Annotated in this window: 12 protein-coding genes; 7 read left to right on the top strand and 5 right to left on the bottom strand. The window is 54.6% G+C overall.

Features of this window, described 5'->3' with window-relative positions; translation table 11 throughout:
• Positions 1 to 4: 4 nt before the first annotated feature.
• Entirely contained in the window at positions 5 to 937 is a 933-nt protein-coding gene (gene dusC, locus AC3EMD_RS07920; protein WP_012541036.1) for a tRNA dihydrouridine(16) synthase DusC, read from the bottom strand.
• A 358-nt stretch (positions 938 to 1,295) separates the two neighbouring features.
• Here dusC and AC3EMD_RS07915 point away from each other — a divergent pair, with 358 nt between their 5' ends.
• The 7 genes from AC3EMD_RS07915 (at position 1,296) to AC3EMD_RS07885 (ending at position 6,068) form a co-directional block, all read left to right on the top strand.
• Positions 1,296 to 1,700 (top strand): CidA/LrgA family protein, encoded by a 405-nt coding sequence (locus AC3EMD_RS07915; RefSeq protein WP_004201620.1) that lies wholly within the window; start codon positions 1,296 to 1,298, stop codon positions 1,698 to 1,700.
• Entirely contained in the window at positions 1,690 to 2,385 is a 696-nt protein-coding gene (locus AC3EMD_RS07910; RefSeq protein WP_008804035.1) for a CidB/LrgB family autolysis modulator, read from the top strand. Before AC3EMD_RS07915 ends, AC3EMD_RS07910 begins: the two co-directional genes overlap by 11 nt.
• Before the next feature lie 128 nt (positions 2,386 to 2,513).
• The gene (cdd, locus tag AC3EMD_RS07905) at positions 2,514 to 3,398 is read left to right on the top strand and encodes a cytidine deaminase (RefSeq protein WP_012541034.1); all 885 of its coding nucleotides are present in this window, start codon (positions 2,514 to 2,516) and stop codon (positions 3,396 to 3,398) included.
• Between the two features lie 276 nt (positions 3,399 to 3,674).
• On the top strand, positions 3,675 to 4,406 hold the full coding sequence (sanA, locus tag AC3EMD_RS07900; protein WP_008804033.1) for an outer membrane permeability protein SanA: 732 nt from the start codon (positions 3,675 to 3,677) through the stop codon (positions 4,404 to 4,406).
• 114 nt (positions 4,407 to 4,520) lie between these two features.
• Positions 4,521 to 5,042, top strand: a complete 522-nt coding sequence (locus tag AC3EMD_RS07895) for a hypothetical protein (protein ID WP_025714688.1) — start codon at positions 4,521 to 4,523, stop codon at positions 5,040 to 5,042.
• Positions 4,975 to 5,625, top strand: coding sequence for a HipA domain-containing protein (locus AC3EMD_RS07890; RefSeq protein WP_367187622.1), 651 nt, complete (start codon positions 4,975 to 4,977; stop codon positions 5,623 to 5,625). Before AC3EMD_RS07895 ends, AC3EMD_RS07890 begins: the two co-directional genes overlap by 68 nt.
• Positions 5,622 to 6,068 (top strand): helix-turn-helix transcriptional regulator, encoded by a 447-nt coding sequence (locus tag AC3EMD_RS07885; protein WP_012541033.1) that lies wholly within the window; start codon positions 5,622 to 5,624, stop codon positions 6,066 to 6,068. Before AC3EMD_RS07890 ends, AC3EMD_RS07885 begins: the two co-directional genes overlap by 4 nt.
• A 41-nt stretch (positions 6,069 to 6,109) precedes the next feature.
• Here AC3EMD_RS07885 and mglC read toward each other — a convergent pair whose 3' ends face one another.
• The 4 genes from mglC to galS all read right to left on the bottom strand — a co-directional run bounded on the left by mglC (position 6,110) and on the right by galS (position 11,092).
• The gene (gene mglC / locus AC3EMD_RS07880; protein ID WP_002912871.1) at positions 6,110 to 7,120 is read right to left on the bottom strand and encodes a galactose/methyl galactoside ABC transporter permease MglC; all 1,011 of its coding nucleotides are present in this window, start codon (positions 7,118 to 7,120) and stop codon (positions 6,110 to 6,112) included.
• Positions 7,121 to 7,135: 15 nt separating this feature from the next.
• Complete coding sequence (mglA, locus tag AC3EMD_RS07875) at positions 7,136 to 8,656, bottom strand: galactose/methyl galactoside ABC transporter ATP-binding protein MglA (RefSeq protein ID WP_008804029.1); 1,521 nt, start codon at positions 8,654 to 8,656, stop codon at positions 7,136 to 7,138.
• A gap of 118 nt (positions 8,657 to 8,774) precedes the next feature.
• Complete coding sequence (gene mglB / locus AC3EMD_RS07870) at positions 8,775 to 9,773, bottom strand: galactose/glucose ABC transporter substrate-binding protein MglB (protein ID WP_008804028.1); 999 nt, start codon at positions 9,771 to 9,773, stop codon at positions 8,775 to 8,777.
• A gap of 296 nt (positions 9,774 to 10,069) precedes the next feature.
• Positions 10,070 to 11,092 (bottom strand): HTH-type transcriptional regulator GalS, encoded by a 1,023-nt coding sequence (gene galS / locus AC3EMD_RS07865; RefSeq protein ID WP_012541032.1) that lies wholly within the window; start codon positions 11,090 to 11,092, stop codon positions 10,070 to 10,072.
• Positions 11,093 to 11,193: the final 101 nt, after the last annotated feature.

The following is an 11,193-nucleotide window of genomic DNA, read 5'->3' as shown; positions in this document are numbered from 1 at the left end:
GTGTTTAATAGCGGGCGATGGCCGCCGCTATTTCAGCAGACGTTTGCAGGGCGCGAATTTCATTAAACAGGGTCAGCGCCTCACTATATTCCTTGCGTAAATAGCCTAACCATTGCTTAATTCTCGCCACATGATACAGACCGGTGTCGCCCTGCTTTTCCAGGCGGGTATATTTTTGCAACAGCTGAACCACCTGCGGCCACGGCATGCGCGGTTCGTTGTATTTGATCACCCGGCTGAGGTTCGGCACGTTGAGCGCCCCGCGGCCAATCATCACCGAATCGCAGCCGGTGACGGCCATACAATCCTGGGCGCTTTGCCAGTCCCAGATCTCGCCGTTGGCCACCACCGGAATGGTCAGACGCTGGCGGATCTCACCGATCGCCTGCCAGTTAATGCGTTCGGCTTTGTAGCCATCTTCTTTGGTGCGGCCGTGAACCACCAGCTCGCTGGCCCCGGCCTGCTGCACCGCATCGGCGATTTCGAAGCGCCGTTCGCCGCTGTCCCAGCCGAGTCGCACCTTGACGGTCACCGGCAGATGATCGGGAACCGCTTCGCGCATGGCTTTCGCACCGCGATAGATCAGCTCCGGATCTTTCAGCAGCGTCGCCCCGCCGCCGCTGCCGTTCACCAGCTTAGACGGACAGCCGCAGTTTAAATCCACCCCCCACGACCCCAGCTCCACCGCGCGGGCGGCGTTTTCCGCCAGCCACTCGGGATATTGTCCCAGCAGCTGGACGCGCACGCGGGTGCCGGACGGCGTGCGGCTCTGATGATGCAGTTCCGGGCACAGCCTGTAGAACGATTTTACCGGCAGCAGTTGATCCACCACGCGCAGAAATTCGGTGATGCACAGATCGTAATCGTTAACCTCGGTCAGCAGCTCGCGCACCAGCGAATCGAGCACGCCTTCCATCGGCGCCAGTAGAACACGCATATCGTTATCCGGAAAAAAAAGAGGCGCTATGGTAGCGCCTCCAGGCATTGGTGGAAAGCGCTCAATGCGTCCGGCCTGCCGTACGCCATTCCCCGTTCGGCGAATGCGGCAAAGCGAGGAGATAATCTCTATGCTTTACAGGAGTCTGCGGCGTCTCATGCCGCCTTTATTTGCCGCGCCTCGTTCAAAAAGGTAGCGTGGGACTCCATATACCCTAAGCTGCGAGCTGTCGGGTCCTGCCGGGAGAGGCTATTGTTCCCGTACGCTATCAGCGCTATGCGTAGAATTCATGATGTGATCGGTAGCACATTTTAGGGATTAATTGTATGATGAATGCACTTCATCAAGGGTTATTACCATGAGTAAATCGCTGACTATTATCTGGCAGTACCTGCGGGCCTTCGTCCTGATTTACGCCTGCTTATACGCCGGAATTTTTATCGCCGGACTGCTGCCCATCACTATCCCCGGCAGCATCATCGGCATGCTGATCCTTTTCGTGCTGCTGGCGCTGCAAATTATGCCGCCGCAGTGGGTCAATCCTGGCTGCAATATCCTGATCCGCTATATGGCGCTATTGTTCGTGCCCATCGGCGTCGGCGTGATGCAATACTGGGATCTGCTGCGCGCCCAGCTGGGGCCAGTCGTCATCTCCTGCGCCATCAGCACGCTGGTGGTGTTTGTGGTGGTGAGCTGGAGCTCTCACCTGGTGCATGGCGAACGTAAAGTGATTGGGCAAAAGGAAAAGAAAAATGATGCATGAAATCTGGTGGTCGCTGCCGCTAACCCTGATCGTCTTTTTTCTCGCCCGCAGGCTGGCCGCCCGCTTTAAGTTCCCGCTGCTCAACCCGCTGCTGGTGGCGATGGTAGTTATAATTCCGTTTCTGCTGCTGACCGGGATCTCCTATGAGCGTTATTTTGCCGGCAGCAAAGTCCTGAACGATCTGCTGCAGCCGGCGGTGGTCGCGCTGGCCTTTCCACTGTATGAGCAACTGCACCAGATCCGCGCGCGCTGGAAATCAATCATCACCATCTGCTTTATCGGCAGCTGCGTGGCGATGATCACCGGTACTACCGTCGCCCTGCTGATGGGCGCCACGCCGCAAATCGCCGCCTCTATTCTGCCTAAGTCAGTCACTACGCCAATTGCCATGGCGGTCAGCGGCAGCATCGGCGGTATTCCGGCTATCAGCGCCGTGTGCGTGATTTTTGTCGGCATCCTCGGCGCGGTATTCGGCCATACGCTGCTTAACCTGATGCGCATTCGCACCAAAGCGTCACGCGGCCTGTCAATGGGTACCGCCTCGCACGCCCTCGGCACTGCCCGCTGTGCGGAACTGGACTACCAGGAAGGGGCGTTTAGCTCGCTGGCGCTGGTGCTGTGCGGGATCATCACCTCGTTGATGGCACCGTTCTTATTTCCGCTGATCCTCGCGGTGGTGGGATAAATTGTGATTTAAATCACATTTTTTAATGCAACAAATCAAAGTTGCATAAACAATGAGATATTCATCACATATGAGACTGCTGGACGCCCGTACACTGGCTTCCCATTACATTGTTATGAGGCAACGCTATGCACTCACGTTTTCAAGCTGCTTTGACGACTCTGGCAGCAGACCTGCAGGCGGCCATCGCCCCGATGCTCGCCGACCCGCACTTCCCGGCGCTGCTCGAAGCCGATCAGGTGGCGACGCTGCAGCAGGCGACAGGTCTGGACGAAGACGCGCTGGCCTTTGCGCTACTGCCGCTTGCTGCCGCCTGCGCGCGCGCCGACCTTTCTCATTTTAACGTCGGGGCGATCGCCCGCGGCGTCAGCGGCCGCTGGTACTTTGGCGGCAATATGGAATTTCTCGGCGCGACCATGCAGCAGACCGTTCACGCCGAACAGAGCGCCATCAGCCACGCCTGGCTGCGCGGCGAGACCTCCCTGCGCGCTATTACGGTGAACTACACGCCGTGCGGCCATTGCCGTCAGTTTATGAACGAACTGAACAGCGGACTGGCGCTGCGCATTCATCTGCCGGGCCGCGAAGCGCATGCCCTGGAGCACTATCTGCCGGACGCCTTTGGTCCGAAAGATCTGGAGATCAAAACCCTGTTGATGGATGCACAGGACCATGGCTTCCCGGTGAGCGGCGATGCCCTGACCCAGGCAGCCATTCAGGCCGCCAACCGCTGCCATGCGCCCTACAGCCACTCGCCCTCCGGCGTGGCGCTGGAGTTGAAAGACGGCACCATTTTCAGCGGCAGCTATGCGGAAAACGCAGCGTTCAATCCGACGCTGCCGCCGCTGCAGGGGGCGCTGAATCTCCTGAGCCTCAACGGCTATGATTATCCCGCTATCCAGCGGGCAATCCTCGCGGAGAAAGCCGACGCGGCGCTGATCCAGTGGGATGCTACCGTCGCCACCCTGAAGGCGCTGGGCTGCCAGAATATCGAGCGCGTCCTGTTAGGTTGATCAGCCTGAGCAGATTGCCGGATGACGGTTTCGCCTTATCCGGCCGACCTGTTATACCGTGATGTTGTCGGGTGGCGCTACGCTTACCCGACCTACGGTTCGCGCCATGGCGAGCTGAAGATCTCTATGCCGGGTGTCGGCTCACGCCTTACCCGACCTGCGTTCGGCGATCTGTCTATATTGCTGAAAATCCCCGCAATCAAACGCGGGTTTCTTGCGCTTACCCGGCGGGTAAAGTAGCCTGAAGACTCCGTTGTCTATTATTGAGCCAAGTTCATGTTAAAGCGTGTGTTCTACAGCCTGTTAGTCCTGCTCGGCCTGCTGCTGTTGACCGTGCTGGGCCTTGACCGCTGGATGAGCTGGAAAACCGCGCCCTATATCTATGATGAGCTGCAGGACCTGCCCTACCGTCAGGTCGGCGTGGTGCTGGGCACCGCCAAATATTACCGCACCGGCGTCATCAATCAGTATTACCGCTACCGCATCCAGGGTGCGCTGAACGCCTACAACAGCGGCAAGGTCAACTATCTGCTGCTGAGCGGCGATAATGCTCTGCAAAGCTACAATGAACCGATGACCATGCGTCGGGACCTGATTAAAGGCGGCGTCGATCCCGCCGATATCGTGCTGGACTATGCCGGCTTCCGTACGCTCGACTCAATCGTCCGTACCCGCAAAGTGTTCGACACCAACGACTTCATTATCATCACCCAGCGCTTCCACTGCGAACGGGCGCTGTTTATCGCCCTGCATATGGGGATCCAGGCCCAGTGCTACGCGGTGCCGTCGCCGAAGGATATGTGGAGCGTGCGGCTGCGCGAGTTCGGCGCCCGCTTTGGCGCGCTGGCGGACCTCTATATCTTCAAACGGGAACCGCGCTTTCTCGGCCCTCTCATCCCCATTCCGGCGCAGCAGCATGACGTACCGGATGACGCCCAGTCCTACCCGGCAGTCACTCCGGAGCAGCTGCTGGAACTGCAGAAAAACACAAAACCCGCCAATGAGTGATATAAGATGCATTAATCATGCGATGCCAAAACAATGCGTATTATAAGTAACGTTAATTGCATAAATGCTCTTTAATGCGTAAGATTTCACTCATCATCCTTTTTGGAGGGCGAGATGGAAACATTAACGGTACAAGCCTTTCTCAATGCGGAGTGGCAAGACATTGCGTTGATAAAATTCCCCGGTAGTGAGCAAGGGGACTGGTTTACAACACAAATCGACTATCTTACCGATTACGCCATCGACTTTCTGGAACGCGATGACTATCACGCCGTGTCGCTCAACCATCCCGTTTCGCTTTATTTTGAGGATCACGGAAATCCTGGATGGTTAAGATTTATAGACGATATCATTCCAGGCGGCGCCAGCCGACGTTACTGGGTTAACTTTTTAGATATCAGTGAACTTCCTCAGGGCCAGCAGAATTTCATCTTGCTCAAATTCGGCACGATGTCGCCAGTGGGAAATTTACGCATTAAAGACTCGGTGCCGGACTGGGATAGTCTGGCAAGCAGTAAAACGTTCTCTGTCACTGATGTCATGAATCGTGCCAGTGATTTTCTCGACTATGCCCAGGAACGAGGAGCCGCAGCAGGAGGGGCTACATTATCCCTCTCTCTGGTTGCCGCGATTTGATATCAGAAGAGACGGTGATGGCCGGATAATGAGATTGGGAATGGAGTCAGTCTATTCTCTGTTACAAAAAGCGCCAGCGACGATACTTGATCATGAAACCACGCTGCGGATCCTAATCGAAAAGATCACATTTAGTAATATGGTAAGAGTACAGAATTATCGCTTTGATGTTCAAGGATTTATCATCGATTGGGTACGTCGAGACTTATTAAACATTATTTTTGGCAATAGTGATAACCATGGACGTAATACTGCATTTATGAAAGCAGATAATGAAATTATCCTTGCGCCAATCTACGATTTTGCACCAATGAAAGCCGACCCGGAAGGTATACCGCGCACGATGAAGTGGTCATTAGCCTGCGAATCAGGAGGCGAATATAACTTTGGCGCCATCGCACAAGCTTTGGCTGAATGGATCGCCCCTGACACATTGCTTAATGCTTTAAGTGAAACCGCATCTCAACTCGTTGATTTACCATCCCGTCTTAAAGTACGCGGCGTTCCTGTTCAGATTCTGGAAATGCCATCAATTGGTTTTAAATTTATACCTGACAAACTCGCTCGCTGGGGGCTGTTATGAAGACCCTGAATAAAAAAGAAACAGAAATCCAAAATACCTTAGCCAGGCTGCGGGCGGATAACCCACCATCCCTACCCGCCACCGGGGTAACGGCTACGGAAAAAAAAGCTCGTTCAGAGATAAGCAGACAACGCGTCTCGGCTGGTTTAAAAAAAGTCAAAACGGTCGATCGTCAGGCGGTCATTCACGCCATTATCCATGACATCATGCTAGGCGCCATCAGCCAGGGAGAGGCCCTGAAAAAACTGAGAGTAGAAGTTCTGGGTTTACGCCAGGATGAATATGCCCGGCTAGTGGATGTCTCTCGTAAGACCTTATCTGATGTGGAAAATGATAAAGGCAATTATTCTGCCGAGATCATTAATAAAATCTATAAGCCGTTTGGCCTTGAAACAGGACTCGTCCCTATTTCTAAAACACTTATTTCTTCTCTATTTAAATAGTAAAAACCCGCGCCAGGCGCGGGTTTTTGATGCGTTCAATCTTATTTCTTACGGGCGTATTTCAGGGAGTCCAGCGCCACGGCGAAGATAATAATCGCCCCCTTAATAATGTACTGCCAGTAAGGGTTGACGCCGATATAGGTCAGGCCGTAGTTGATGACGGTGAAGATAATCACCCCGGTCACCACGCCGAATACGGTCCCTACCCCGCCGCTGAACGAAACGCCGCCCACCACGCAGGCGGCGATGGCGTCCAGTTCGTACATAAAGCCGAGGTTATTGGTCGCCGAGCCGATACGCCCGGCTTCCAGCAGGCCGCCGAAGGCGTAAAACACGCCGGAGAGGGCATAGATCATCAGCAGGTTCAACGCCACGTTAACCCCGGAGACTTTCGCCGCTTCCGGGTTACCGCCGATAGCGAAGATGTTTTTACCAAAGCGCGTCTTGTTCCACAGGATCCAGACAAAGAAGACGGCAATCAGCGCGTAGAAGGTAATGTAGGACAGGCGGAACGAGCCCAGCGCCACAAACCCCTGGGCAAAATGGGAGAAGTGGCTGTCAAAACCGGAGATCGGCGACGCGCCCACGAAGTCGTAGTACAGCGAGTTAATGCCGTACACGATGATCATAGTGCCGAGGGTGGTAATAAACGGCGTCACGTTCAGGTAGGCGATGACGATCCCGTTAATCAGGCCGATGACCGCCCCGATGGCGCACACCAGCAGGATCACCAACGGGATCGGCATGGTCGCCATATCCGGGAACACCTTGTTGGCATTATCCACCGCCTGCAGCATGGTGGCGGCAATCACCGCCGCCAGTCCCACCTGACGGCCGGCGGAGAGGTCGGTCCCCTGCGTGACGATAAGTCCGGCCACGCCCAGGGCAATAATAATACGCACCGAAGACTGAGTCAGGATATTACTCAGGTTGAGCAGACTTAAAAATGTCGGATCCTGGAAAATAATAATGGCCAACAGGACCAGAAGGACGACATATATCCCACCCTCTTTCAGGTAAGTGAGAAAACTCTTTTTATTTAACGCACTCATGTGAAGCCCCTGATCTTAAAGGTGCAATGACGCAAGACGCAGTATTTCGTTTTGCGTGGTGGTTTTAGTCTCTACAATGCCCGCGACAAGGCCATTGCTCATCACCAGAATGCGGTCGGTAATCCCCAGCAGTTCCGGCATTTCGGAAGAAATAATAATGATCCCTTTGTCTTTTTTAGCCAGCTCGGCAATCAGCTGGTAGATCTCGAATTTGGCGCCGACGTCGATACCGCGCGTTGGCTCATCCAGCATCAGGATCTCCGGCTGGGTCAGCAGCCAGCGGCCTATAATGACCTTTTGCTGGTTACCACCGGAAAGCGAACCGATCTGCGTATGCTGGCCGGGGGTTTTAACGCGCATCGAGTCAATAACCCACTGGGTGTCGCTCTTCATTCGCGAGTTATCCAGCAAGCCGATGCTGTTTTTATATTTCTTAATATTGGAGATCAGCGAGTTAAAACCGATATCCAGATAGGCATAAATCCCGGTGGAGCGCCGCTCCTCGGTCACCAGTGCAAAACCGTGGTTAATCGCCTCGTTGGCGCTGTGGTTGTTGATCTTCTTACCGTGCAGGGTGATGGTGCCGCTGGCCTTCTCACGGATCCCGAACAGGGTCTCCACGATGTCGGTGCGTTTAGCGCCTACCAGGCCGGCGATACCGAGAATTTCGCCCTTATGCAGATCAAAGGAGACATCGCGAATGGAGGGTTGACGCAGCGAGGTGAGATTGCGCACCTGGAGGATCACTTCTCCCGGGGTATTTTCGCGATCCGGAAAACGCTGGTTGAGCGAGCGCCCGACCATCATGGCGATAATCTTGTCCATATCCAGCCCTTCCAGCGGCTGGGTGGCGATCCACTGGCCGTCGCGCAGGATGGTTATTTCATCGCACAGCTGGAAAATTTCTTCCATTTTATGCGAGATATAGACGATACCGCAGCCGCGATCTTTCAGCTTGCGGATGATCTTAAACAGATGGTTGACCTCTTTTTCCGTCAGCGATGACGTCGGCTCGTCCATGATGACGATTTTGGCGTCATATGAAAACGCCTTAGCGATCTCAATCATCTGCATCTGGGATACCGATAAGGTACCGACGCGGGCGCGCGGGTCGATATCAATATCCAGCTCATCAAAAATGGCCTTGGTATCCCGGTACATTTTGTCCTGATCGACAAACATGCCTTTGGTGGGATAGCGTCCGAGCCACATGTTATCCATGACTGAACGCTGTAAAACCAGGTTTAATTCCTGATGCACCATCGATATACCGTTTTCCAGGGCTTCTTTCGCCGAATGGAAATCGATCTCTTTTCCCTGAAAAAGAATGCTACCGGAATCTTTTTGATAGATCCCAAAAAGGCATTTTAATAATGTCGATTTGCCGGCGCCGTTCTCACCCATTAACGCATGAATGGAGTGCGGACGAACCTTCAGGTTGACATTATCAAGAGCCTTGACGCCAGGAAACGATTTGTTGATGTTGGTCATTTCCAACAAATATTCGCCTGACCGTTCGCTATTATTGCTGACCATAGTTATACCTGGCTGCGTTCATGCACGCCCCGTCCGGCGCAATAACGCCAGCAGGAGTCTGGTTCTGTATCAGGAATAATCGGGCGTGGTTAAACCACGCCCGCAACTCACATCACGATTACTTGCCGGTAAACTGGCTCAGGTTGTCTTTATCGACGCCCACGTACGGTACGCGAACAATCTTGTTGTCAATTTTCCAGTTGGTGCCCGCCGCGGCTTCTTTACCTTCCGCGAGGTTTTTCGCCAGATCGAAGGTCGCTTTTGCCTGGTTGTTGGCATCGTTCAGCACGGTACCGGCCATCGCACCGGATTTCACCAGCGCCAGCGCTTCTGGCAGGGCATCGACGCCAAACACCGGAATGCTGCTCTTGTTGTGCGCTTTCAGCGCTTCAACCGCACCCATCGCCATGGCATCGTTGTTCGCGATCACTACTTCAATCTTGTTCGCATTCGGGCCGGAGAGCCAGGCGTCCATTTTGTCTTTCGCCTGCGCGGTATCCCACATGGCGGTATCCAGCTGCAGCTGCTGGGTCTTCAGACCTTTATCATTCAGCTCTTTGATAACGTAGGTGGTACGCGCTTCCGCATCCGGATGGCCCGGCTCGCCTTTCAGCAGGACGAACTGGATCTGGCCGTCTTTATTCAGATCCCAGTTCGGGTTGGCTTTCCAGTGCTTGGCGATCAGATCGCCCTGAATAATCCCCGACTCTTTCGAATCGGTACCGACGTAATAAGCCTTGTCATAACTATCCAGCGCTTTGCGGGAAGGCTCTTTGTTGAAGAACACCACCGGAATATTCTGCCCGCGCGCTTTTTCAATCACCGTTCCCGCTGCCGCCGGGTCAACCAGGTTAATCGCCAGCGCCTTCACGCCTTTCGCCAACAGCACGTCAATTTGATCGTTTTGTTTCGACTGGTCGTTCTGCGAGTCATTCATCAGCAGCTGGACGTCAGGCGCGGATTTGCCATCTTTTTCAATTGCCTTACGCACCACCGACATAAAGTTGTCGTCATATTTATAAATCGTCACGCCGATACGGGTATCTGCTGCGTGTGCGGCGGCGCCAAATAACAGACCAGCCATTACAGCAGACAGGGTAAACACCTTCTTATTCATGGAATCTCCGGTTTTATTATGCAGGGTCATTATTGTGAAAAAGTGCGGGCGGGGTTTGTTGCATTAGTGTTACCGCACAACGCATTTCACGACGAAAATTCGGTCTTCCGTGTCGGGTAACGCTCCAGAAAGATACGGCTCTAAAACTCGTTTAACGCCTTGTTCCTACTTAAAAAAGTGAGGATAACCCATCACCTCGTGGTTCAGACTGGTAAACGCTGCCATCATAATCAGGCGAATGTTAATATACTGTGAATTTACTCACAAATTGAAAGCGGTTACATCCCATCACCGCTTCAGTTAGTGATCGGCCCCACAGTTTGCCGCTGGGCAACGGAATGACGGCGCACCAGCGTCGGCATAAAGCAGTGCGTTGCCTCGCGATCCAGCTTGCCGGCCGCCCCCAGCAGCGCCAGCTCGGTGGCCAGCTTTGCCATCGACATTACCGGATAGCGCACGGTAGTGAGTTGAGGATCGGTGTAACGGGAAATAGGAATATCATCAAAGCCAATCAGCGACAGATGCTGCGGCACGACAATGCCGTTGTCCTTCAGGGTCGTCAGCGCGCCGGCCGCCATGCTGTCGTTATAGGCAAACACCGCGGTGAGACCGAGATTGCGCCCCAGCAGTTCGACCATCGCCGCCTCGCCGCCCTGCATATCCGGGGAGCCAGAACCGACCCAGCTGTCCGGGGCGATGATGCCCTGCTCCTGCAGCGCTTTGCTCCACCCTTCCCGGCGCATATCGTCATCTTCAATGCCGTGGTTTGAGGAGAGATAGCCGATGCGCTGGTGACCCTGATTGAGCAGCATGCGGGTGGCCATCAGCGCGCCGCTGACGTTGTCGAGCCCGACGCAGCGATGGGCAAAGCCTGGTACAATGCGGTTGATCAGCACCATTCCCGGGATATGTTGCATAAAGTCGCTCAGTTCATCATCGCTGAGCGCTTTCGAATGGACAATCAGCGCCGAGCAGCGCTGGCGGATCAGCACCTCGATGGCGTGGCGCTCTTTTTCTGCCTCGTGATAGCTGTTGCCGATCAGCACATACTTCTGATGCTGCTGGGCGACGGTATCCACCGCTTTCACCAGCGCGCCGAAGAAGGCATCGGAGACGTCCATCACCACCACGCCGATGGTATCGCTCACCTGGGTGGCCAGCGCCTGGGCGTTGGCGTTGGGCCGGTAGCCCAGTTGGGTCACCGCTTTCATCACGGCGTCGCGCGTATCCGGACTCACCAGCGCGCTGTTGTTCAGCACCCGCGACACGGTGGCCACGGATACACCCGCCTGGCGGGCGACATCACGAATGGTGATCATACTCAGCGACCTTAAGAGAATTACAGCACGTCACATTCACCTCCTGTGCTCAGCAAGGAGGCTATTCTGGCAGCGACCCGCGGTCCGCTACGTGAGTGAGG

The sequence above is a fragment of the Klebsiella sp. PK18 genome, from assembly GCF_057784655.1.
This window is presented reverse-complemented; position numbering and strand designations above follow the sequence as displayed.

What these genes read in the sequence shown, in the direction of transcription:
- dusC (WP_012541036.1), bottom strand. Translation starts at nt 937, where the DNA reads ATGCGTGTTCTACTGGCGCCGATGGAAGGCGTGCTCGATTCGCTGGTG.
- AC3EMD_RS07915 (WP_004201620.1), top strand. Translation starts at nt 1,296, where the DNA reads ATGAGTAAATCGCTGACTATTATCTGGCAGTACCTGCGGGCCTTCGTC.
- AC3EMD_RS07910 (WP_008804035.1), top strand. Translation starts at nt 1,690, where the DNA reads ATGATGCATGAAATCTGGTGGTCGCTGCCGCTAACCCTGATCGTCTTT.
- cdd (WP_012541034.1), top strand. Translation starts at nt 2,514, where the DNA reads ATGCACTCACGTTTTCAAGCTGCTTTGACGACTCTGGCAGCAGACCTG.
- sanA (WP_008804033.1), top strand. Translation starts at nt 3,675, where the DNA reads ATGTTAAAGCGTGTGTTCTACAGCCTGTTAGTCCTGCTCGGCCTGCTG.
- AC3EMD_RS07895 (WP_025714688.1), top strand. Translation starts at nt 4,521, where the DNA reads ATGGAAACATTAACGGTACAAGCCTTTCTCAATGCGGAGTGGCAAGAC.
- AC3EMD_RS07890 (WP_367187622.1), top strand. Translation starts at nt 4,975, where the DNA reads ATGCCCAGGAACGAGGAGCCGCAGCAGGAGGGGCTACATTATCCCTCT.
- AC3EMD_RS07885 (WP_012541033.1), top strand. Translation starts at nt 5,622, where the DNA reads ATGAAGACCCTGAATAAAAAAGAAACAGAAATCCAAAATACCTTAGCC.
- mglC (WP_002912871.1), bottom strand. Translation starts at nt 7,120, where the DNA reads ATGAGTGCGTTAAATAAAAAGAGTTTTCTCACTTACCTGAAAGAGGGT.
- mglA (WP_008804029.1), bottom strand. Translation starts at nt 8,656, where the DNA reads ATGGTCAGCAATAATAGCGAACGGTCAGGCGAATATTTGTTGGAAATG.
- mglB (WP_008804028.1), bottom strand. Translation starts at nt 9,773, where the DNA reads ATGAATAAGAAGGTGTTTACCCTGTCTGCTGTAATGGCTGGTCTGTTA.
- galS (WP_012541032.1), bottom strand. Translation starts at nt 11,092, where the DNA reads ATGATCACCATTCGTGATGTCGCCCGCCAGGCGGGTGTATCCGTGGCC.